Raw genomic sequence first — 21,558 nt, forward strand, 5'->3', positions numbered from 1 at the left:
GCCGCCGGCGGCCCGCGCCGCTGCGTCCCCGCCGGACCGTGCGACTCAGGCAGCCGCGTCGAGGTCGGCCACCGCGGACGCGGGCAGCGTCAGCGTCGCCGCGCCGAGGTTGTCCTCCAGGTGGGGGATCGACCCGGTGCCCGGGATGGGCAGCATGACCGGCGAGGCCTGCAGCACCCAGGCCAGCGCCACCTGGGCGGGCGTGGCATCGAGGGTGCGCGCGATGGTGTCGACCGGGCCGCCCGACCGGGCCAAGTCGCCAGCGGACACCGGTGCCCACGGGATGAAGCCGATGCCCTCGGCAGTCGCGTACTGCAACACATCCGCGGACGAGCGGTCGGTGAGGTTGAACCGGTTCTGCACGGTGGCCACGGTGAACACCTGCTGCGCGGCCTTGATCTCCTGGACCGACACCTGGGACAGCCCCAACGCCCGGACCTTGCCCTCCTCCTGTAGCTCCTTGAGCAGGCCGAACTGGTCGTCGGCGGGCACGGCCGGGTCGATGCGGTGCAACTGGAACAGGTCGATGACGTCGACCTTCAGCCGGCGCAGACTCAATTCGACCTGCTGGCGCAGGTAGTCGGGCCGGCCGAGCATGTGCCAACGGTTCGGGCCGGTACGGGTGAAGCCGGCCTTCGTGGCGATCCGCAGTCCCGCCGGATACGGGTACAGGGCCTCGGCGATGATCTCCTCGCTGACCGCCGGCCCATAGGAGTCGGCGGTGTCGATGAAGTCGACGCCCAGTTCGACGGCCCGGCGCACCACCCGCCGGGCGGCCTCCCGGTCGGCCGGCTCGCCCCAGACACCGGGCCCGGTGATCCGCATGGCCCCGAAGCCCAGCCGCCGGACGGTGCCCAGGTCCTTGATGTCGAAAGTGCCGGCCGCGCCGACGTCGATACCCTGATCGTTTGCGATGCTCATGGTCGGGTGCAACCCGGCGGCCGGCCCGGTTGTTCCCCGGGGCGCCCCGTGCTGCCCGATCACACCCGCACGGACCGCGCGGCGGCGAGCAGCTCCTCCCAGGTGCAGAGCTTGACCCGGGGGCGGCCCTGCCGGTCGCCCGCCGCGCGCTCGGCGGCGTCGATGGCGGCCCAGCCGGCCAGGTCGACCAGTTCCGGTCGGCGCTCGCGCAGCCAGGCCTCGACCGCCGCCGGCTCGGCCGCCCGGGATGGCCGTGGGCCGGCGGCGAGGTCGGCCACCAGGGTGTGCACGGTGTCCACCGCGTCTTTCTTGTTGGTGCCGATGATGCCGGTGGGGCCCCGCTTGATCCAGCCGGCGACGTACTCGCGATCCCCGCCGTCGATTCGCCCGTCCCGATTCGGGATGACGCCGGTGACGTCGTCGAAGGGCACGCCGGGGACGGCCACTCCACGGTAGCCGGCGGCCCGCAGCACGAGCCCGGTCGACACCGTCTGCCGTTCACCGGTGTCCACCGCGCGGCCGTGCCCGTCCAACTCGTTGCGGCCCAGCACGATCGCGGAGACCCGGTCGGTTCCGAGGATCTCGATCGGCGAGGTCAGGAACCGTAGGGCGACCCGGCGGCCGCCGTTCACCGGCCGGATACCCGCGTAGTCCCGCAGGATCTGCACGTTGTGCCGGGGCCCGTGGGGCAGGTTCTCGTCGTCGATCGACGCCAACTGGGCCGGGTCGACCAGCACCGCGGCGCCGGTCAGCTCGGCGAGTTCGCGCAGCTCCGGCGACGTGAAGGTGGCCTGCGCCGGGCCGCGGCGGCCGATCACCACCACCTCGTGGATCAGGCTGCCGCGCAGGGTGTCGAGTGCGTGGTCGGCGATATCGGTGGTGGCCAGCCGATCGGGTGGCGTGGCCAGCACGCGGGCCACATCGAGGGCGACGTTGCCGTTCCCGACTACGACGGCCCGGTCGGTGGCCAGATCGACGGTGATGTCCCGGAAGTCCGGATGGCCGTTATACCAGCCGACGAAATCCCGGGCGCCGAGCACGCCCCGCAGGTGTTCACCGGGAATGCCCAGTGCCCGGTCGTCCGGTGCGCCCGCGCAGTAGACCACCACGTCGTACCGGGCGCGCAGGTCGTCGCGGCTGACGTGCGTCCCGACCTCGAGGTTGCCGAAGAAGCGAAACCGTTCGTGGGTAGCAGTTCTGGCGAACAATCCGGCAATTGACTTGATCTTGGGATGATCCGGGGCGACTCCGGCCCGGACCAGACCCCATGGCGTCGGCAGCCGTTCGAGCATGTCGACCCGGACGTTGCGGTCCGGCAGGCCCAGCAAGGCCGCCGCGACGTAGAAGCCGGCCGGCCCGGACCCGACGACGGCCGCGGCCAGGTCGGGCGCGCGCGGATCCGGCACGGTCGACCCACCTCCGTCGGCGTCGGGTTCGGCGGTGAACTCCGGGGTGAACACCGCCCATGCTGCCACCATGCTGCCTAGGATCGCTGGATGACGCTCGATGTGGACGCGCTGCTGACCGAGCTCACCTTGACCGAGAAGGCGGCATTGACGTCCGGGTCGGCCTTCTGGTTCACCGCGCCGGTCGACCGGCTGGGCATCCCATCGATCATGGTGTCGGACGGCCCGCACGGATTGCGGGCCCAACCGGGCGAGGGCGACCATGTCGGCCTCGGGGGCAGCCTCCCGGCGACCTGCTTCCCGACCGCGTCCGCGGTGGCCTCGTCCTGGAATCCGGAACTGCTGCGCCGGATCGGTGCGGCGCTGGCCCGGGAGGCGCGCGCCTGCCGGTTGTCGGTGATCCTGGGTCCCGGCATCAACATCAAGCGATCTCCCTTGTGCGGGCGCAACTTCGAGTACTTCTCGGAAGATCCCTTCCTCACCGGCGAACTGGGCGCTGGCATCGTCGACGGCATCCAGGCGCTGGGTGTCGGCACGTCGGTGAAGCACTTTGCGGCGAACAACCAGGAGACCGACCGGCTGCGGGTGGACGCCCGCGTCGATGAGCGGACCCTGCGCGAGATCTACCTGCCGGCCTTCGAGCGGATCGTCACCGGATGCCAACCCTGGACGGTCATGTGCGCCTACAACAAGATCAACGGGACGTCGGCGTCGGAGAACTCATGGTTGCTGACGACCGTGCTGCGCGACGAGTGGGGATTCCGCGGCCTGGTCGTCTCCGACTGGGGAGCGGTCTACCACCGGGTGCCCGCCCTGCAGGCCGGGCTCGACCTGGAGATGCCGCCCAACCTGCCGCGCAGCCCGGCCCGGATCGTGGCCGCCGTCGAGTCCGGTGATCTGGTCGAATCGGTGCTCGACGACCGGGTGCGGGCCGTGCTCGACCTGGTCGGCAAGGGGATGGGCGTGCTCGACCTGGACGAGGAGTTCGACCGCGACGATCATCATCGGCTGGCCCGGGCCGCGGCCGCCGAGTCGATCGTGCTGTTGAAGAACTCCGGCCCCATCCTGCCGCTGGCCGCCTCGACCAGGGTCGCCGTGATCGGCGAATTCGCCCGTACCCCAAGGTTTCAGGGCGCCGGCAGCTCTCAGGTCAACCCGACCCGGGCGGAGAACGCGCTCGACGAGCTCACCGCGGTCTTCGCTCAGGTCACCTTCGCGGCGGGGTACGGCATCGGTGAGACCGTCGCGGACGAGGAGCTGCGGGCGGAAGCGGCGCGCGCCGCCGTGGACGCCGACGCGGTGGTGATGTTCATCGGTCTGCCGGGCGCGGACGAATCGGAGGGCTTCGATCGCACGCACCTGGACCTGCCGGCCAACCAGCTGTCGGCCCTGGCTGCGGTGGCCGCAGTCAACCCCGCTGTCGTCGTCGTGCTGGTCAACGGATCCGCCGTGGTGCTGGGGGAGGTGCTGCCCCACGCGACGGCGCTGGTCGAGGCCTGGCTGGGGGGCCAGGCCGCCGGCGGCGCGATCGCCGACGTCCTGTCCGGTTCCGTGAACCCGTCCGGCCGGCTGGCCGAGACGATCCCGAACCGTCTGGCCGACAACTCGTCATTCCTGAACTTCCCCGGCGATTCCGGGGCGGTCCGGTACGGGGAAGGGGTCTTCGTCGGCTACCGCGGTTTCGACGCAACCGCGACCGACGTCGCTTTCCCGTTCGGATTCGGGCTTTCTTACACGACGTTCGAGTTCGCCGACCTGGTGGTGACGCTGTCCGGATCGGTCGCGGACGGCACCCTGGCGGCGGATGTCGCGGTCACGGTGACCAACACCGGCCCCGTCGCCGGCGCGGAGGTGGTCCAGGTGTACGTCCGGGACATCGCCGCGTCGGTCGCCCGGCCCGTCCGCGAGCTGAAGGGATTCGCCAAGGTATCCCTGGCTGCGGGCGAGTCCCGTTCGGTATCGGTCACTCTCGGTCAACGGGCATTCTCCTTCTGGTCCGAGCTGCTGGACCGCTGGGTCGTCGAGGCCGGCCGGTTCGCGGTCGAGGTGGGCCGCAGCTCCCGCGATCTCCCCCTGGTCGAGGTCGTCGAGGTGGCCGCGCCGTCAATCGCCGCGCCGATCACCGCGGGTTCCACCCTGCACGAGTGGATGGCCGACCCGGTCGCGCTCGAGCTCATTCGGGAGGCGGTGGCCGCCGGGCAGCCCGACCCGACCCGGGACCCCGAACTGGTCTCGGTCATCGGCACCATGCCTATGTCGACCCTGGCGGGGTTCAGCGCCATGAGCCTGGACCACGACACGCTGGAACGGGCCGTCTCGCGTTGGACGGAGCAGGCGACCCCGCGGTGACGACAACCACACCCCCGGCCGTTCCGTGCGCGGCGGCGACCGCCCCGGCCGACCCGGTCGTCGCGGGGTGATCGTCGTCGTCGACGTGGCCAACGTGCTCGGCTCCCGGCCGGACGGCTGGTGGCGGGACCGGGCCGGGGCGGCCGGCCGGTTGCTCGATCGGCTGGCCCGGCTGCCGGGAACCGAAGTGGCCGGACCAGGCGGTGACGTCGTGACGATCGACCGCCTCGTCACCGTGGTGGAGGGCGCCGCCCGCGCGGCTCCCGCGCCGGCGGGTTCCGGCGCGGTCGAGGTGGTCCGCGCCGATCGGGACGGCGACTCGGCCATCGTCACGCTCGTCGACGATCTCGCCGCCGCCGGTGGGGTTCTGGTCGTCACCGCCGATCGCGGCCTGCGTCAACGGCTTCCGGCGTCCGCGCGCATCGCCGGGCCGAACTGGTTGAACGGGTTGATCGATCGCTGATCGGCCCAGCCGCTCCGGGGGTTCGACGTCGTCGCCGAGTCGGTCGATTGCCGCCGCCGATACCGGACAGTAAGGTTCTCAACCGGACAGGGGGATGGGTATGGGTATCGGTCTCAGTCAGATCAAGCACGTGAAATTGCCGGCATCCGATCTACGGCACAGCGTGTCCTGGTACCGGTCCCTGTTCGACCTGGAGCTCATCGCCGAGTTCTTCGAGGACGACGACGTGCGCGGCGTGCAGCTGCTCGACCGTGACGCCGGCTTCGAGATTGCCCTGCGTCAGACGGATTACTGCGCGGGGCCGCCACGGCTCGCCGGGTTCGAGGTCGTCGCATTCCGCGCGCCGGACGAGGCGGTGGTCGACGCCGTGGCTGCCCGCTGTGACCGGTTGGGGGTCGCCCACACCGAGATCATGCGCATCCCCGGCTACGTCACCGGTATGGACATCCCCGACCCCGACGGGACCGTGATCCGCATCCTGTGGCATGACCCCCGCGGGATGTCCGCCTTCCTCGGCGTCGAGTACGACGCGGCGGGCCGGCCCAGTCCCTACCGCGATCCGCGGATCGGTGCGCCCGCCCGGTCCGAATAGTCCACCGTGATCAGCCGACGAGCGTGCGCAGGGTCGACCCGGCAAGTTCGATGATTCCGGGTTGATGACCGTTGGCGATCATGTTGACGATCAGCCCGTCGACCCCCTTGTCCAGCACCCGCTCCTGCAGCTGGGCGGCGACGTCGTCCGGGGTGCCGACGAACTGCCTGGCCTCCACCGACTTTCGCCGCTCGGGATCCATCGCGGCCAGGTCGACGCCGGTCCGGCGCATGTGCTCGTCCCGGGCGGCCCGGGCCTTGTCGCCGCTCTCGTCGACGACGGCCATCACCAGGTAGCTGGTCTCGAGCGTCGACCGGTCCCGGCCGACCTCCGCGCACCGCTCGTCCAACGCCGCCAGCTTGCGCGGGATCTCGTCCGGGTTGCAGATGATGTTCAGGTGCTGCGCGTACTGCGCGGCCATCCGGAACGTCTTCTTCTCCCCGCCCCCGCCGAGCAGGACCGGCAGGTCGTCCCGCAGCCGCGGCTCGTTCATCGCGGTCTCGGTGCGGTACCAGCGGCCGTCGACGGTGGGCCGTTCGCCGCGCAGCATCGGCACGATGATGGACAGTGACTCGTCCAGCCGGGCGAAGCGCTCGCTGAAGGTGCCGAACTCGAACCCGAGCTGTTGGTGCTCCAGTTCGTACCAGCCGGCCCCGATACCGAGGACGGCCCGGCCGCCGCTGACCACGTCCAGGGTGGTGACCGTCTTGGCCAGCAATGTGGGGTTGCGGTACGTGTTGCCGGTGACCATCGCGGACAGCTGGATGCGGTCGGTGACGCCGGACAGCGCGGACAGGGTGGTGTAGGACTCCAGCATCGGCTGGTCGGGCGAGCCGATGCCGGGGAGTTGGTAGAAGTGGTCCATCACGAAGACCGCATCGAAGCCGGCGGCTTCGGCCTCGCGAGCCTGCGCGACCACGGTGGGGAAGAGTTGGGCGACCGGAGTGCCATAGGAGTAGTTGGGCATTTGATAGCCGAGGCGAATGCTCACCCGCCCACTGTAAGCCTGGCGAAGGACTGCCGCCGGGGCCGGTCGATCGGTCGACCGGTCGCCCGGGGGACGCCGTGGCTGCCGGGTCGACCGATCCGGTGTGGCCGGATAGGTGAACCAACGATCACTTTACTTTCCCTTGGCGCCTTTCTGCCGGGTGCCTGCCCCCGATTCGCACGTTCATCAGGTGGCAAGGAGATGTTTACATATTGGTCATCTGCGGACCACAATGATCACAAGGGCCGCACCGGATTCAAAGATGTTGCTGCGCAGACAGTTTGCCAAGCTTGCTCGGCGCTGGATTGGCGATCGAACACCGGAACGTGGCCCCGCCCACATTGACCGGGGAATCTGCGCGGCACTAACGTTATTTGTACCCGGAGCGGGAAAATGCAAATGATTTTCGAGTTTGAGGAGTCGACTGTGAACGAGCAATCACTGGGAGAATACACCGACTGCGCCACGGATTGCCTGTACTGCAGCCTCCCCGAGACCGACTGATCCGGTCGTCCGGTCGCCGAGCAGGTCCGTGTCGCTCCGGACCTTCGGCCGGCCATCATGGGGGGCTCGCCGGCCACTCGAACCGACCGTCCCGGCGCGGCCGGCCCGTCGCGATACGAACACGTTTGACGGCATCGGTGGCGAAGGAGGCCTGACCGACCGCGCGGATCAGCCGGCGGGTAGCAGCCGGGACCAAGCCGTGCGGCTCAGCCGCCGCCGCAGCCCGCCGAACCACCCGTCGGTCGCCAGGGCCGCGCGGGCGGCGTTCCAGCCGCAGGCGCCATGCACGCCACCACCGGGATGGGCCGCGGCGCTGGCCAGGTACAGACCGGGAATCGGGGTCTCGGGTCGGCCGAGGCCGGGCACCGGCCGGAAAACCAGCTGCTGGTGGATGGCGGCGGTGCCGCCGTTGGTCGCCCCGCCGACCAGATTGGCGTCGGCCGCCTGCAGATCGGCGGGCAACTGCACCGCGCGGGCCAGGACCAGGTCGCGGAAGCCGGGGGCGAACCGCTCGACGGTATCCGTGACCCGCTGCACCTGCCGGTCGAGACACTCCGCCGTCGCATTCCGCGGCACGTGGGTATAGGCCCAGGCGGACTCGGTCCCGGCCGGGGATCGGGTCGGATCGGCCGTGGACATCTGCCCGAGGAGCAGGAAGGGGCGTTCGGGCATCCGGCCGACCGCGAGGTCCGCGGCGAAGTCGATCATGCCGTCACCATCCGCGCCCAGATGTACCGTGCCGGCGCCGCGCACGCCCGGCGCCCGCCACGGGATCGGGGACCGCAGCGCCCAGTTCACCTTGAGCGTGGCGTGATCCCACTCGAAATGGTCGAGCGCGTCCGGCAGGCCCGGCGGAAGGTGCCGGGCCGCAACCAGGTCCCGGTAGAGCGCCGGCGCCGACACGTCGGCGAGGACCGCCCGGCGAGCGGAAATCCGCGTACCGTCGGCGCACTCCACGCCGGCCGCGCGGCCGTTGACGACCCGGATCGACGTGACGGGCGTGCCGGTACGGGTGGCGCCGCCGGCCGCGACGAGGCGGCCGGCCAGGGCGTCCGCCAGCCGGCCCGCGCCGCCCTGGGGAACCGGAAAGCCCACGTCCTGGCCGAGCATCGACAGCAACCAGCCGAACAGCCCGCTCCCCGCGGCGACCGGTGGGATGTCGGCATGCAGGGCGTTGCCGGATAGCAGCAGCCCCCCGCCCGCGCCGGCGAACGACTCCTTCGCCAGCCGCTGGACCGGCAGGGCGGCGAGTCGGGCCAGCTCCAGGACACCCGCCGGACCGATGCGACGCAGCAGGCCGGCGGCCGGCCGCAGTGGCGGGAAGGGGGTGAACAACGCGTCGAGCAACCCGTCGCCGACTCGATTCCAGTGCGCCACCATCGCCAGCCAGGCGTCCCCGTCACCCGGGGCGAAGGTTTCCAGGTTGGCCGCGGTCCGGGTGGGGTCGGTGGACAGCACCGCGCATGACCCGTCGGGCAGCGGGTGGGCCAGTACGTCGGGGGCATGGGCCCAGCGGAGCCCGTGGGCCCGCAGATCGAGGTCGCGGATGATCGGTGACGCCGCGGCCAGCGGGTAGAACGCGCTGAACAGGTCGGTGGTGTAGCCGGGCGCAGTGACCTCGCCGCTCGCGACGGCGCCGCCGAGCCGATCCTGTGCCTCCACCACCAACACCTGCCAACCGGCGTCCGCCAGGGCGATGGCGGCGACCAGCCCGTTGGGGCCGGAGCCGACCACGACGGCATCCACGGCTTCGGTCGTCATGCCAGGGTCTGTGCCCGTGGACCGGCGCCGTCAACCCACCGGTTGACGCGGGGAACCGCCGGGTACTGGACCGAGATGGCTTCTTCGAGCGGTAGCGCCGTTGTCCGACGGGTGGTCGACGCGCCGGCGGCGGCGGTCTGGGCCGTCCTGTCCAATGGGTGGTTGTACGCGTCCTGGGTGGTCGGGGCGTCCCGCATCCGGGATGTCGATCCGGGATGGCCCGAGGCCGGTGCCCGGATCCACCATTCCGTGGGGGTCTGGCCGGCTCTGATCGACGACAGCACCAGCGTGCTGTCCGTGGTCGTCGAACGTGAACTGGTCCTTCGGGCCCGCGCCTGGCCGGCCGGCGAGGCCGTGGTCCGGATGAGTCTGGACCAGCAGGATGACGGGCGGACCGCGATCGGCATGGCCGAGGACGTGGCCGGCGGTCCCGGCCGGCTCGTGCCGCAGCCGATTCGGCAGGTGCTCATCGTTCCGCGCAATCGCGAGGCCCTGCTGCGGTTGTCGCTGCTCGCGGAGGGCCGGGCCGCCGAGCTGCCGGGGGCGGCCCATCCGCGCCGGAGGTGAGCCGGCCGGGCACCCGCTGAGTCGGCCTGAGCGCCCGAGAGTTTGCATTCGCCGTCGACGAGGTAAATGATGGTGTCGTATGGCTCAACCAGATGCCAGCCAAATCCCCTGCCCGCGAAGGGTTCTTTCATGGCTGCGCTGGTTCAATTCCGTCCGGTTCCCGCTCGTCGCCCTGCCGTCCCGGATGCCCAGTCGATCGAGCGTCGGGACTGCTTGGCGCGGCTCATCGCCGCGCGCGACGGGAACGATGACGCCGCACTGCGGCGCTGCGAGTCGGCCGTGGTCGAGCGTTTCCGCCCGTATGCCGACCGCATCGCCCGGCGGTTCCGCGGCCGCGGTGTCGACGACGACGACCTGCGCCAACTGGCCAGGCTCGGCCTGTGCAAGGCAGTCCGGCGCTGGCACCCCGAGCTGGATCCCGCGCTGACGCATTTCGCGAGCCCGACGATCGAGGGTGAGATCAAGCGGTATTTCCGTGACCACTGCCGTCCAATTCGGATGCCCCGCTCGCTGCAGGAGGACCTGGCCCTGCACCAGGCGGCCGAGGCGGAACTGGTTCAGTGCCTCGGGCTGATTCCCACCGAGAGCGATGTGGCGGCCGCGGCGGGTTCGAGCGTCGAACGGGTCCGTCGGCAGCGGGTGGCGGCCCGGATGTGCCAACCGGTGACCGCGGACGCGGACGGCGGGGCGGCCGTCGCGCGGATCGGGTGCGAGCGCGCCACCCGGGAGATGAACCGGGTGGTCGAGCAACTCGATCTCGGCGCCGCGATCCGCGAGCTTTCCGCGCGCGACCGGCGGGTGCTTGCCCTGCGGTTCGTGGCCGAGATGAGCCAGAGTGAGATCGCGGAGCGCCTCGGTGTGAGCCAGATGCAGGTCTCGCGCATCCTGCGCGCCCTGATGATCCGGTTGCGGGCGGTCATGACCTGACCGGCCACCCGCCGGGCGGGGCCGACCGGGCTCAGCGCCGGCCGGCCGACGACACCGGCCTGGCGATGTCCTCCAGCGACTTGTGCTCGGCGTCGATGCCCAACCAGACCTCGACCAGCCCGCCGGCGATCATGATCGCGGCGCCCATCAGGAACAAGGCGCCCAACGTCCCGATGACGGCGCCCAGCCAGTAGCCTCCGTTGACGGCGATGTCGATCCGGCCGCGGTACCGCGCCGGGATCGACTCGTCGATCGCCGAGTTGATGGCCGCATACTCTCCACCGATGCCCATGCCGGCGATGAAGCGGGTCGCATACAGGAAGACGATCCCCGCGCTGAACAATCAGGCTCCTTCGTCGCCAGATTGCCTGCGCCCGGTCCTACTGCCCACCTGGCGGCCTCGCACACTCGGCCGACTAAAGGTCCAGCACGACGTCGGTGCGCGGTTCGGCGCAGCAGACCAGGGTGTCGCCCGCCGCCGGCGGATCGAGCGGCTCCGGCCGGTAGGTGACCGTGCCGGCCAGCAGCGGGGTGCTGCAGGTGTGGCAGACGCCGGTGCGGCAGGACCAGCGGGTCGGCACATCGCAGGCCTCGGCCAGGTCGAGCAGGGTGCCGAAACGAGCGTCGAACGGCACACTCAGCCCGCTGCGGGCGAAGGTCACGGTCGGCCCGGAGCCCGGGGCGTCCGGCGGCGGATGGGGCGGTACCCGGTGGGCGTCGACCACCCCCGGGTTGATTGCGCTGCGGGACCCGAACAGTTCGCTGTGGATGTGGCTGGCGTCCACGCCGGCGGCGGCCAGGGCCGCCGCCATGCCGCGCATGAATCCCTCCGGGCCGCACAGGTAGGCGACGGCCTCCGCCGGAACCCCGGCCGATCGGAAGGCCTCCGCGTCCAGGTGCCCGGCGCGGCCGCTGTAGCGGACCTGCAGGTGCGCATCGGGCAGCCGATCGATCAACCCTGCGACCTCGGCGGCGAACGCCTGCTCGGCCGGGTCGCGGGCGGCGTGGAACCACCAGACCGGCCGCCGGCTGCCGGTGGCGACCAGTTGGTAGAGCATCGCCAGCACCGGGGTGGCGCCGACCCCCGCCGAGACGAACGCGACCGGGCCGGCGCCGTCCGCGAGCAGGAACTCGCCGCGGGGCGCCGCGACCTCCAGGGTGTCGCCCACCCGGGTGTGTTCGTGCAGCCAGGCGCTGCCGACGCCCGCGGCCTCGCGTTTGACGCTGATCCGGTAGGTCCCGGCGTCCGGTGGACCGGACAGCGAGTAGCTGCGCACGACCGGCCGGTCCGCCCGCGGGATGCGGACGGTGACGTACTGGCCGGCCGGGGCCGCCGGCAGTGCCGCTCCGGTCGGGTCGGCCAACCGGAACGAGGACACCGTCGGGCTTTCCGGGGTGATGTCGACGACGCGCAGCGGCCGGAAGCCGGGCCACGCCGGTGCGGCGCCGACCACCCCGGCCGCCGCCGGCGCGCCGCTCGCGGCGGCGGCCAGCAGGTCGCGGAACGAGCCCTGCCAGCCGGGGCTGAGCGCCGCGACGTCCAGCGCGGTCCGCATCCGGGACAGGTCAGGGTGCGGCAGGTAGAGCAGGGCGTCGACGTCGGCGATGCTCATCCGGTGCGCGCCGTCGGCCGTCTTGACGATGTCGTCCCCGGCGGTGACGACACCCTCGGCGAGCACCCGCAGGTAGAACCCCGGCCGATGGTGCGCGACCAGCAAGCTGGGCATGTCGGGGCGGCCCAGGCGCATCCCGACCCGGAAGCAGGTGACGCGGGGCTGGCTGACCTCGAACTCGGCGGTGCCGATCCGGTAGCGATCGCCGACGCAGACCTCGGCATCGGAAAGGCCGCTGACCGTGAAGTTCTCGCCGAAATGGCCGTGGCCCAGATCGTCCCGGCCCAGGTGCTGCCGCCAGTGCGAGTACGACTCGATCTGGTAGACCATCACCGCCCGGTGGGGGCCGCCATGCCCGCCGGTGTCGCCCTGACCGTCACCGTCGATGTTCAGCCGCCGGACCATCTGTGGACCCTCGACGGGCAACTTCCAGATCCCGGTGTAGACCGTCCGGCCGCTCCACTCGACGTTCCGGGGCCGCCCGACGTTGACCGACAGCAGCGAGCCGACCGTGGTCGGTTCGATCGCCGTCGAGGCGCGCATGCCGCTCATGCTCCTCCGTCGGCCGCGATCCCGCCGGGCGGGCATGATGCCGGGGCCGGGTCACCCCACTTCGGGTTCAAGGATGCGGCCGGGTGAAACCCGACGCGCCTGCTCGGTGCCAGACTGGACGTCGTGTCGGCTCCGGAACGGCCACGCCGCAGCGTCACGTCCAAGGCGCTGGCCGTCTTGGGCACCTTCGATCAGGCCCACTCTCGGCAGACGCTGACCGAGATCGCCACCGCCACCGGGCTGCCGCTGTCCACCACGCACCGGCTGATCGCCGAGCTGGTGGCCTGGGAGGGGTTGACCAGAGGGGCCGACGGACGCTATGAGATCGGGCGCCGGATATGGCTTCTCGGTTCGTTGACCGCGGTATCCCGGGAGCTACGGGCGATCGCCCTGCCGTTCATGCAGGACCTGTCCGCGACCACCGGCGAGAACGTGCACATTGCCGTGCTGGACGGCGACCGGGCGCTGTACATCGATCGCATCTCCGGCCGGCGCGCCGTGCCGGTGGTCAGCAAACCGGGCGCCCGGCTGCCGCTGCACGCAACCGGCGTCGGCAAGGTCCTCCTCGCCCATGGCGGTCGGGACCTGCAGGACCGGGTGCTGACCCGGCTGACCCGGCACACCCGATTGACGATCGTCGAACCCAAACGGCTGCAGCGGCAGCTCCAGCAGATCGTCGAACGCGGCTACGCCACCACCCACGAGGAGATGACCGCCGGCTCCAGCTCGCTCGCGGTGCCGGTCTACGACCGGACGGACCGGGTGGTCGCGGCCCTCGGCCTGGTCACCGCCAGCACCCGGCGGGAGCTGAACCGGCTGGTCCCGGCCGTGCAGCTGGCCGGCCGGGGGATCGGCCGGATGCTCGGCTCGACCCGCTGACTCCGGGTGCCGCCTGCGGATCGCCTTCCAACTATCGGAAGCCGGCCGTTGACCGGCCCGGCCGGTGGCCGCGAAGGTATTCCTACCCACCCCGTCGTCCCCTTGGTCGTCACAGCCGGCGACCCCCCTTGCCCTTCCCACCACTGTTGTTGCGAAAGGTGTTGACGTTGAACGTCGCCGCAAACCTGAACCCGCGGGCCCGGTACGCCGGCTGGGTCGCCCCGCTCTGCTGGATCGCCGTCGCCCTCGAGGGTTTCGACCTCGTGGTGCTCGGCGCCGTGTTGCCGTCCCTGCTCAAGTACGACGGCTGGGGGCTGACCCCCAACTCCGCCTCGGTGATCTCGGTCGTCGGCCTCGTCGGCGTGATGATCGGTGCCCTGGCCGCGGGCACCATCAGTGACCTGATCGGTCGCCGGCAGGCAATGCTGTGGACCGTCGTCAGCTTCTCGGTGCTGACCCTGGCCTGTGCCTTCGCGCCCAACCCGACTGTTTTCGCCGTCCTCCGCTTCCTGGCCGGGCTGGGCCTGGGCGGCGTGCTGCCGACCGCGCTCGCTCTGATCAACGAGTACGCATCCAGGGGCCGAGGTGGCCGGGCCACGACCACGATGATGACCGGCTACCACGTCGGTGCCGTGCTCACCGCCCTGCTGGGCATCCTGGTCATCAGCAGCTACGGCTGGCAGTGGATGTTCGTCATCGGCAGCCTGCCCGCCCTGGTCCTGGTGCCGTTGATGATCAAGTACCTGCCGGAGTCCAATGCCTTCCTGCTGGCCCGGGCCGGCCTTGCGCCGACCGCGCAGCAGCCGGACCGGCCGGTCAAGAAGTCGAAGAACCCGGCCGGCATGCTGTTCCAGCATGGGCTCGGCCGCTCCACCGTCGCGTTCTGGGTCGCCTCGTTCATGGGCCTGCTGCTCGTCTACGGCCTGAACACCTGGCTGCCCGAGATCATGCGGGCCGCCGGTTACGAACTGGGCGCGGCCCTGGCCCTGCTGCTCGTGCTCAACGTCGGCGCCGTCCTGGGTCTGCTCGTCGCCGGCCAGGTCGCCGACAAGATCGGTACCCGGCGGTCGGCGATCGCCTGGTTCGCCGCCGCGGCGATCTTCCTGGCCTTGCTGTCCGTCAAGATCCCCGGCATCGGCGTGTACATCAGCGTGCTGCTGGCCGGCATGTTCGTCTTCAGCGCCCAGGTGCTGGTCTACGCCCACGTCGCCCATGTCTACCCGGCCGCCGCCCGTGGCACCGCGCTGGGCAGCGCCGCCGGTGTCGGACGGTTGGGTGCGATCACCGGCCCGCTGATCACCGGTGTGCTGCTCACCGCCGGCCTGGCCTACCCGTGGGGCTTCTACCTGTTCGCCGCCGTCGCCGCGCTCGGTGCGGTCGGCATCCTGCTGGTGGACCGCGATCCGGCGCCGGCCGAGCCCTTCCCGCAGACCGAGGACGACGCCGAGCACATCACCCACACCCACCCGTCGCACTGACCCAGCCGACCCAGCCGAACAGGAGATTGGCCATGTCCCGCACTCCCGAAATCCTCACCACCCAGGTCGGTATCGTCGGCGGCGGCCCCGCCGGACTGATGCTGTCCCACCTGCTGGCCAAGGCCGGCATCGACTCGATCGTCGTCGAGAAGCGCGACCACGAGACGATCCGGACCACCCACCGCGCCGGCATTCTCGAGCACGGCAGCGTGTCCATGCTGGTCGACTCCGGCGTCGCCGACCGGGTGCTCACCACCGGGCACAAGCACGAGGGCATCGACCTGCGCTTCGGCGGGGAGAGCCACCGGATCGACTTCACCGACCTGGTCGGCGAGGCCGTGTGGCTCTACCCGCAGAACGAGGTGTTCGTCGACCTGGCCGCCGCCCGGGAGCGGGACGGCGGGCAGGTGTACTGGTCGGTGACCGACACCGCGGTGCGCGACCAGACCACCGACACCCCGACGATCACCTTCACCGGCGCCGACGGGCGGGCCCGGGAGATCCACTGCGACATCCTGGTCGGTGCGGACGGCTCGCACGGTGTGTCCAAGTGGTCGATCCCCCAGGACCAGCGGGTGGACAACTTCGTCGAGTACCCGTTCGCCTGGTTCGGCATCCTGGTCGAGGCCCCGCCGAGCGCCGACGAGCTGATCTACTGCAATTCCGAGCACGGCTTCGCCCTGATCAGCCAGCGCGACGCGAACGTCCAGCGGATGTACTTCCAGTGCTCCCCGGACGAGGACGTGGACGAGTGGACCGACCAGGCCATCTGGGCCGAGCTGCAGAAGCGGCTCGACGGGCCCGACGGGTTCCAGCTCAAGCAGGGCCGGATCTTCGACAAGACGGTGCTGCGGTTCCGCAGCTACGTCTGCGAGCCGCTGCGGTACGGCAACATGTTCCTGGCCGGCGACGCCGGGCACACCGTCCCGCCGACCGGGGCCAAGGGCCTGAACCTCGCCTTCGCCGACGTCCGGGTGCTCTTCGAGAGCATCGAGTTCTTCTACTCGACCGGCTCGACCAAGCTGCTGGACACCTACAGCGACCGTGCGCTGCAACGGATCTGGAAGGCGCAGAACTTTTCCTACTGGATGACGAGCATGCTGCACACCCGGGCCGATGCGAGCTCGTTCGAACACAAGCGGCAGCTGGGTGAGCTGGCCGGGGTCGTCGCCTCCCGGCCCGGATCGGCGTACCTGGCCGAGGCCTACACGGGCTGGCCCAACGCCTGACGTCCCGTCGACCGGCCCCGACGGCGCGCCCGCGCCGTCGGGGTTCCACGGTTGCCGGACGTCCGGGCCCCACCACCAAGACAGGACCACCATGCACATGCCCCGCAGGCCCGGCACCCCGACCACGGTCACCGGCCGGGTGCTGGCCATCCTGGATGCGCTCGGTTCCGGTGATTCGATGGGGCTCAGCCTGGTCCAGATCAGCCATCGGGCCGAACTGCCCCTGTCGACGACCTTCCGGCTGGTCCACGAGCTGCTCGATGGGCGGATGGTGGCCCGGGACGAACAGCGGCGCTACCGCATCGGGCCACGGTTGCGCGAGCTGGCCGGCTGAGCCGGGCATCCGGCCAGGCGATCGCCGTCCGCCGGGGGAGGGCGATCGCAGTTTGCCGCGGCGACGATCGGGGAACTCAGAACGATCGGATCCGACGTGTCGGGCCCGGACGGCGCCTCGCCTTCCATCCAGTGCCGGTCGCGCGCCGGTCCGAGGGGTGGGGCGAGGCGCCCCCACTCGGTCGCCCGTCAGGCCGGTGGCGGCGGCGTGACCCAGGCCGGCAGCCGCTTCTCGCGGAACGCCGCCATGCCCTCCTGGGCCTCCGAACCGGCGAAGAAACCGGCCGAGATGGTGGTCAGCGCGGCCAGATCGCCACGCAGGTCGCCCCGCGGCCGGCGCAGGAGCCGCTTGGTGCCGTCCAGGGCACCGGGTGCGCCCTGGCGCAACAGGCCGACGAACCGGCCGACCTCGGCATCCAGCGTGTCCGCGGGAACGCAGCGGTTCAGCAGACCGGCCTGCACCGCTCGGGCCGCGTCGAAGGTCTCGCCGGTGAGGAACAGCTCATGGGCCGCACGGGGCTGTAGCCGGGGGAGGACGACGGTGGAGATCACCGCCGGAATGACGCCGATCCGCACCTCGCTGAACGCAAACGTCGCGGTATCCACCGCAACCGCGATGTCGCAGGCGGCCACCATTCCGATCCCGCCGGCCCGGGCGGGGCCGGCCAGCCGCGCCACCACCGGGGTGGGCGAGCACCACAGCGTCTCCAGGATCCGCGGGAGTTCGTTGACCCCCTGATCGCCGGCCGACGCTCCCGCCGACTCCTTCAGGTCCATGCCGGAACAGAACACCGGGCCGGTGTGCGTCAACACGATCACCCGGACCGCGGGCTCGGCGATGGCCGCGTCCAGCTGGGTCAGCAGCTCGCCGCGCAACCGGGCGGACAGGGCGTTCCGGTTCGCCGGGGAGTCCAGGGTGATCGTGCCGACGCCGTCGGCGCGGTCGAACCGGACCAGCGGAGCGTCGGTCACGACGGTCCCGATGACGTGCGCGCAATGTCCACGATGACCCGCGGTCCTTCCTGATCGGTGTTGCTCGACCGTACCGGGGTCCGACCATACGGGTCCGCTGATCCAAGACCCGGGAAAGCGGACATCACCGGCGTAGTTCTGGGACTTGGATCAGCGGAGCGCCGCAGGGCCGTCAGCGAAGCGCCGCACAGACCGCGCCTGCGACCTGCTCCGCCCCTGCGTGCCGGTCAGCCGCGTGCCGCGGCCTGGCGGGCCAGTTCGGCCCGGGCCAGCGCGTTCACGTGCACCTCGTCCGGACCGTCGGCGAAGCGCAGCGTCCGGACGCCGGCGTAGGCGCCCGCCAGCCAGTGGTCCTGGGACAGGCCCGCCGCACCGTGCGTCTGGATCGCCTTGTCCAGGATCCATTGCACCGTCGTGGGTGTCGCGATCTTGATGGCCTGGATCTCGGTGTGGGCGCCGCGATTGCCGACGGTGTCCATCAGCCAGGCGGTCTTGAGCACGAGCAGCCGCAGCTGCTCGATCCGGACCCGCGATTGGGCGATCCAGTCCCGGATCACCCCCTGCTGGGCGAGTGGCCGGCCGAACGCGATCCGTTCGTCGGCCCGGGCGCACATCGCCTCGATGGCCCGTTCGGCCAGGCCGATGGCCCGCATGCAGTGGTGGATCCGGCCCGGGCCCAGCCGGGCCTGGGCGATGGCGAAACCGTCTCCGGGACCGCCGATCAGGTTCCCTGCCGGCACCCGGACGTCGGTCAGCGTCAGCTCGGCGTGCCCGCCGTGCTCATGATCGTCATAACCGAAAACCTCCATCCCCCGGCGGATCTCCAGGCCCGGGGTGTCCCGCGGGACGAGGATCATCGACTGTTGCCGGTGCCGATCGGCGTGCGGATCGGTCTTGCCCATCACGATGAAGATCCGGCAGTTCGGGTTCATCGCACCGGTGATCCACCACTTGTGCCCGGTGATGACATAGTGCTCGCCGTCCCGTTCGATGCGGGTGGCGATGTTGGTGGCGTCGGACGAGGCCACCTCGGGCTCGGTCATCGCGAACGCCGATCGGATCCGCCCGTCCAGCAACGGGTCCAGCCAGTCCCGACGCTGCTCGGGGGTGCCGAACGAGTCCAGTACCTCCATGTTCCCGGTGTCCGGGGCCGCGCAGTTCAGCGCCGCCGGAGCCAGCTGCAGGCTGCGGCCGGTGATCTCGGCGAGCGGCGCGTACTGCAGGTTGGTCAGGCCGGCCCCACGTTGACCCGGCAGGAACAGGTTCCACAAACCCCGTCGCCGGGCCTCCCGGCGCAGGTCGCCGAGGATCGGCGCGGCATCCCACGCCCATGGATCGGCCAGGGTCGCCAGTTCGTCGTGGAACACCGGCTCGGCCGGGTGGACGTGTCCGGCCATGAAGTCCAGCAGGTTCGCCCGCAGGTCCTCGGTCCGGGCGTCGAACGCGAAATCCATCAGCCGTTCTCCCTGAGTGATTGCAGACCGGCGTCCAGCAGCGGCGCCACCGCGTCGCCGACGCCGGCGAACCCGCCGCCGACGGTCTGGCCGCGGCTGTGTCGCAGATGGATTCCCTCGAGGATGCCGGCCAGCTTGTACGACGCCAGGCCCAGGTACCAGCCGAACCGGCCCAGGTCACGGTCGCTGCCGGCGGCGTACCGGGCGACGACGTCGGCCTCGGCGGGATAGCCGGGGGCGTCGGCGGCGTCCAGTCCGATGGCCCCGAGCAGCCCGCCGAGCCGCTGGTAGACGACCATCAGGGCCAGGTCGGTGAGCGGGTCGCCCAGCGTCGCCATCTCCCAGTCGATCACCGCGACCGGCTCGTCGTCGGCGTTGACGAGCACGTTGTCCAGCCGGTAGTCGCCGTGCACGATGCCGGTCGGCGACGGGGCCGGGACGTCGACGGCCAGCGCGTCGTGCAGCGCGCCGGCGGCCGGCAGCTCCCGGGACCGGGACGCCTCGAGCTGCCGCCGCCATCGCTCCACCTGACGCGCGAGGAACCCGTCGGGGCGGCCGAAGTCGGCCAGCCCGACGGCGGCCGGGTCGACGGCGTGCAGCCGGGCCAGGATGTCGATCAGGCCATCGGCGATCCGCCGGGTGCGCGCCGGCCCGAGCGGGGTCAGCTCCGCGGCCCGCCGGTACGGGGTGCCGATGCACCGTTCCATCACATAGAACGGCGCGCCCAAAAGCTCGGGATCGGCGCAGAAGGCAACCATCCGGGGCACCGGCACCTCGGTGTCCTGCAGCGCCGACATCACCCGGTACTCCCGGTGCATGTCGTGGGCGGTCGCCAGCACGTGGCCCAGCGGCGGCCGGCGCAGGATCCAGGTCTGCGTGCCGTCGGACAGCAGGTAGGTGAGGTTCGACTTGCCACCGGCGACCAGCTCCGCGCGCAGGCCCGCCCCGGCGCCGGGCAGCACCGACGGCAGCCAGCCGGCGAGCCGGTCCAGATCGAGACCGGGGAGGTCACGCGCGCCGGGCCGGGTCACGTCAGCCCGCCGGCGAGCATCAGACCGCCGTCCACGACGACGGTCTGTCCGGTCATCCAGCCGGCGTCGGCGCTGAGCAGGAACGCAACCACGCCGCCGATGTCCTGCGGTTCGCCCAGCCGGCGCAGCGGGTAGGCCGACGCCACCGCCTCCTCCCGGCCCTCGTACAGGGCGGTGGCGAACCGGGTCTTCACCACCGCGGGGGCGACGGCATTGACCCGGATGCCCGGCCCGAGTTCGACGGCGAGTTCCTCGGTCAGGTGCACCAGCATCGCCTTGCTGGCCCCGTAGAACGCGATCCCGGGCGCCGGGCGCAGGCCCGCCACCGAGGCCACATTGACCACCGCGCCGCCGTGCGCGCCCATCCACCCGCGATGGACCTGCTGCAGCCAGGACACTGCGGCGATGCAGTTCACGTCGACGATCTTGCGGGCGGCATCCAGGTCGATGTTCATCAGTGGCCCGTAGACCGGGTTGATCCCGGTGTTGTTCACCAGAAAATCGGCGCTGCCGAAGGTATCGATCGCCGCGGCCACGGTGGCCGCCTGGTGGGCGGGGTCGGCCGCGTGCCCGGCCACCCCGAGTGCCACGGCCGGACCCCCCAGTGACGCGACCGCCTCGTCCAGGGCCGGCTGCTTGCGGCCGGTGACCACGACCCGGGCCCCGTCGGCGACGAGCCGCTGGGCGATCGCCAGGCCGATCCCACGGCTGGCGCCGGTGACAATCGCGGTGCGGCCGGCGAACCGGCCGGGCACAGTCGGGGTGTCGACCATCGATCTCCTCCACGGTGAGGCCATCAGGATGTCCGGGCGGGGCGGGCCCGCCGTCACTCGGAACGGCGGGGGCGTTCGGTCAGATGATGCTCCCGGTAGACCTCGTCGAGGGTCATCGTGCCGTAGCGGAAGTTCTTCAGGCTCCAGCCGAGCAGGCCGAGGGCCAGCAACCCGGACGCGATGAGGAACGCGCCGGTGCCCCATCCGCCGAACAGCCACCACTTCTCGGCCAGCGGCCACCAGACCGGAGCCGCCGGACGGACGCCCCAGATGAGGCCGATGGCGATCAGGCCGAGGGCGAGCACGGTCGACATGACGATTCGCGGCCAGGTCTTGACGCCCTCGGCAGCTCCGCGGTAGGCAGCCCGTTTCACCGGGTCGAGCAGCCGGTCGGCCCACCGGTAGTTCTTGGCCAGCACCCACAGGCCGAGTGCGAGCAGCAGCAGACCGGGTCCGGGCAGGACCAGGGCCGCGACGCCGGCGGCCAGCAGCAGCCAACCGAGAATCTCCAGCCCGATTCGCGCCGCCGTCGAGTAGTTCCCAGGTCCGCTCATCCCGTCAGGATGCCAAAGCGGTGCCGTCCGCGACCGCACACCGCCCCCCGCAGTCGCCCCCGCAGTCGAGTTGATCATGGGCTCGCGGCCGTTCTGGCTCGCGCGGAACGGCCGCGGGGCCATGATCAACTGCAGACGTCCCGCCCAGCGACGCCGCGTGGTTGCGGTGTGGACGACCGGGTTCCGGATGCGCGGCCCCGGGGGCGTCGACG

Annotated in this window: 19 protein-coding genes and 1 pseudogene; 9 read left to right on the plus strand and 11 right to left on the minus strand. The window is 71.3% G+C overall.

All coding sequences use genetic code 11. The features are described from left to right. Positions 1–45: 45 nt before the first annotated feature. Positions 46–921 (minus strand): aldo/keto reductase, encoded by an 876-nt coding sequence (locus tag ACILSK_RS23225; protein WP_395729564.1) that lies wholly within the window; start codon positions 919–921, stop codon positions 46–48. A 59-nt stretch (positions 922–980) separates the two neighbouring features. Continuing rightward, positions 981–2,399, minus strand: coding sequence for an FAD-dependent oxidoreductase (locus ACILSK_RS23230; RefSeq protein WP_395729565.1), 1,419 nt, complete (start codon positions 2,397–2,399; stop codon positions 981–983). Between the two features lie 18 nt (positions 2,400–2,417). Between ACILSK_RS23230 and ACILSK_RS23235 the strand changes: the two genes are divergently transcribed. The 3 genes from ACILSK_RS23235 (at position 2,418) to ACILSK_RS23245 (ending at position 5,731) form a co-directional block, all read left to right on the plus strand. Beyond that, a complete protein-coding gene (locus ACILSK_RS23235) occupies positions 2,418–4,676 on the plus strand; it encodes a glycoside hydrolase family 3 C-terminal domain-containing protein (RefSeq protein WP_395729566.1) in 2,259 nt (752 codons plus the stop codon). Positions 4,677–4,743: 67 nt separating this feature from the next. After that, entirely contained in the window at positions 4,744–5,139 is a 396-nt protein-coding gene (locus tag ACILSK_RS23240; protein WP_395729567.1) for a hypothetical protein, read from the plus strand. A 100-nt stretch (positions 5,140–5,239) separates the two neighbouring features. After that, entirely contained in the window at positions 5,240–5,731 is a 492-nt protein-coding gene (locus ACILSK_RS23245) for a VOC family protein (RefSeq protein WP_395729568.1), read from the plus strand. Positions 5,732–5,741: 10 nt separating this feature from the next. Here ACILSK_RS23245 and ACILSK_RS23250 read toward each other — a convergent pair whose 3' ends face one another. Both ACILSK_RS23250 and ACILSK_RS23255 read right to left on the minus strand, forming a co-directional pair. After that, the gene (locus tag ACILSK_RS23250) at positions 5,742–6,722 is read right to left on the minus strand and encodes an LLM class F420-dependent oxidoreductase (protein ID WP_395729569.1); all 981 of its coding nucleotides are present in this window, start codon (positions 6,720–6,722) and stop codon (positions 5,742–5,744) included. A 669-nt stretch (positions 6,723–7,391) separates the two neighbouring features. Beyond that, entirely contained in the window at positions 7,392–8,984 is a 1,593-nt protein-coding gene (locus tag ACILSK_RS23255) for a phytoene desaturase family protein (RefSeq protein WP_395729570.1), read from the minus strand. Between the two features lie 75 nt (positions 8,985–9,059). Here ACILSK_RS23255 and ACILSK_RS23260 point away from each other — a divergent pair, with 75 nt between their 5' ends. Together ACILSK_RS23260 and ACILSK_RS23265 are read left to right on the plus strand one after the other, a co-directional pair. Next, on the plus strand, positions 9,060–9,551 hold the full coding sequence (locus tag ACILSK_RS23260) for an SRPBCC family protein (protein WP_395729571.1): 492 nt from the start codon (positions 9,060–9,062) through the stop codon (positions 9,549–9,551). Between the two features lie 129 nt (positions 9,552–9,680). After that, the gene (locus ACILSK_RS23265) at positions 9,681–10,478 is read left to right on the plus strand and encodes a sigma-70 family RNA polymerase sigma factor (protein WP_395729572.1); all 798 of its coding nucleotides are present in this window, start codon (positions 9,681–9,683) and stop codon (positions 10,476–10,478) included. Positions 10,479–10,623: 145 nt separating this feature from the next. On the opposite strand, the pseudogene ACILSK_RS23270 reads toward ACILSK_RS23265, so the two are convergent. Beyond that, positions 10,624–10,806 (minus strand): annotated as a pseudogene (locus ACILSK_RS23270) (MFS transporter); the annotation flags it as partial. Between the two features lie 88 nt (positions 10,807–10,894). Continuing rightward, complete coding sequence (locus ACILSK_RS23275; RefSeq protein ID WP_395729573.1) at positions 10,895–12,643, minus strand: MOSC domain-containing protein; 1,749 nt, start codon at positions 12,641–12,643, stop codon at positions 10,895–10,897. Positions 12,644–12,766: 123 nt separating this feature from the next. Between ACILSK_RS23275 and ACILSK_RS23280 the strand changes: the two genes are divergently transcribed. The 4 genes from ACILSK_RS23280 to ACILSK_RS23295 all read left to right on the plus strand — a co-directional run bounded on the left by ACILSK_RS23280 (position 12,767) and on the right by ACILSK_RS23295 (position 16,563). Further along, the gene (locus ACILSK_RS23280) at positions 12,767–13,522 is read left to right on the plus strand and encodes an IclR family transcriptional regulator (RefSeq protein WP_395729574.1); all 756 of its coding nucleotides are present in this window, start codon (positions 12,767–12,769) and stop codon (positions 13,520–13,522) included. 167 nt (positions 13,523–13,689) lie between these two features. Continuing rightward, complete coding sequence (locus ACILSK_RS23285; protein ID WP_395729575.1) at positions 13,690–15,000, plus strand: MFS transporter; 1,311 nt, start codon at positions 13,690–13,692, stop codon at positions 14,998–15,000. Positions 15,001–15,032: 32 nt separating this feature from the next. Continuing rightward, the gene (locus ACILSK_RS23290) at positions 15,033–16,229 is read left to right on the plus strand and encodes a 4-hydroxybenzoate 3-monooxygenase (RefSeq protein ID WP_395729576.1); all 1,197 of its coding nucleotides are present in this window, start codon (positions 15,033–15,035) and stop codon (positions 16,227–16,229) included. A gap of 97 nt (positions 16,230–16,326) precedes the next feature. Further along, positions 16,327–16,563, plus strand: a complete 237-nt coding sequence (locus ACILSK_RS23295; RefSeq protein ID WP_395729577.1) for a helix-turn-helix domain-containing protein — start codon at positions 16,327–16,329, stop codon at positions 16,561–16,563. A gap of 188 nt (positions 16,564–16,751) precedes the next feature. Here the strand turns inward: ACILSK_RS23295 and ACILSK_RS23300 are convergent, their stop codons facing one another. From ACILSK_RS23300 to ACILSK_RS23320, 5 genes are all read right to left on the minus strand, one after another. Then, positions 16,752–17,534 carry an enoyl-CoA hydratase-related protein gene (locus ACILSK_RS23300; protein WP_395729578.1) on the minus strand — a complete coding sequence of 261 codons (783 nt, stop codon included), beginning with the start codon at positions 17,532–17,534 and terminating at the stop codon, positions 16,752–16,754. A gap of 227 nt (positions 17,535–17,761) precedes the next feature. Beyond that, positions 17,762–18,988, minus strand: a complete 1,227-nt coding sequence (locus ACILSK_RS23305) for an acyl-CoA dehydrogenase family protein (protein WP_395729579.1) — start codon at positions 18,986–18,988, stop codon at positions 17,762–17,764. Then, entirely contained in the window at positions 18,988–20,019 is a 1,032-nt protein-coding gene (locus tag ACILSK_RS23310; RefSeq protein ID WP_395729580.1) for a phosphotransferase family protein, read from the minus strand. Before ACILSK_RS23310 ends, ACILSK_RS23305 begins: the two co-directional genes overlap by 1 nt. Further along, on the minus strand, positions 20,016–20,792 hold the full coding sequence (locus ACILSK_RS23315) for an SDR family oxidoreductase (RefSeq protein WP_395729581.1): 777 nt from the start codon (positions 20,790–20,792) through the stop codon (positions 20,016–20,018). The genes ACILSK_RS23310 and ACILSK_RS23315 overlap by 4 nt, the downstream gene beginning before the upstream one ends. Positions 20,793–20,845: 53 nt before the next feature. Then, entirely contained in the window at positions 20,846–21,346 is a 501-nt protein-coding gene (locus ACILSK_RS23320) for a PGPGW domain-containing protein (protein ID WP_395729582.1), read from the minus strand. Between the last annotated feature and the right edge of the window lie 212 nt (positions 21,347–21,558).

This window comes from Nakamurella sp., from assembly GCF_044224575.1.
In the GTDB taxonomy this organism is placed as follows: Bacteria; Actinomycetota; Actinomycetes; order Mycobacteriales; family Nakamurellaceae; genus Nakamurella.

Bases quoted from the DNA above. Each gene is read 5' to 3' on its own strand.
- ACILSK_RS23225 (WP_395729564.1), bottom strand. From the start codon at position 921: ATGAGCATCGCAAACGATCAGGGTATCGACGTCGGCGCGGCCGGCACT.
- ACILSK_RS23230 (WP_395729565.1), bottom strand. From the start codon at position 2,399: ATGGTGGCAGCATGGGCGGTGTTCACCCCGGAGTTCACCGCCGAACCC.
- ACILSK_RS23235 (WP_395729566.1), top strand. From the start codon at position 2,418: ATGACGCTCGATGTGGACGCGCTGCTGACCGAGCTCACCTTGACCGAG.
- ACILSK_RS23245 (WP_395729568.1), top strand. From the start codon at position 5,240: ATGGGTATCGGTCTCAGTCAGATCAAGCACGTGAAATTGCCGGCATCC.
- ACILSK_RS23255 (WP_395729570.1), bottom strand. From the start codon at position 8,984: ATGACGACCGAAGCCGTGGATGCCGTCGTGGTCGGCTCCGGCCCCAAC.
- ACILSK_RS23260 (WP_395729571.1), top strand. From the start codon at position 9,060: ATGGCTTCTTCGAGCGGTAGCGCCGTTGTCCGACGGGTGGTCGACGCG.
- ACILSK_RS23265 (WP_395729572.1), top strand. From the start codon at position 9,681: ATGGCTGCGCTGGTTCAATTCCGTCCGGTTCCCGCTCGTCGCCCTGCC.
- ACILSK_RS23275 (WP_395729573.1), bottom strand. From the start codon at position 12,643: ATGAGCGGCATGCGCGCCTCGACGGCGATCGAACCGACCACGGTCGGC.
- ACILSK_RS23290 (WP_395729576.1), top strand. From the start codon at position 15,033: ATGTCCCGCACTCCCGAAATCCTCACCACCCAGGTCGGTATCGTCGGC.
- ACILSK_RS23295 (WP_395729577.1), top strand. From the start codon at position 16,327: ATGCCCCGCAGGCCCGGCACCCCGACCACGGTCACCGGCCGGGTGCTG.
- ACILSK_RS23305 (WP_395729579.1), bottom strand. From the start codon at position 18,988: ATGGATTTCGCGTTCGACGCCCGGACCGAGGACCTGCGGGCGAACCTG.
- ACILSK_RS23315 (WP_395729581.1), bottom strand. From the start codon at position 20,792: ATGGTCGACACCCCGACTGTGCCCGGCCGGTTCGCCGGCCGCACCGCG.
- ACILSK_RS23320 (WP_395729582.1), bottom strand. From the start codon at position 21,346: ATGAGCGGACCTGGGAACTACTCGACGGCGGCGCGAATCGGGCTGGAG.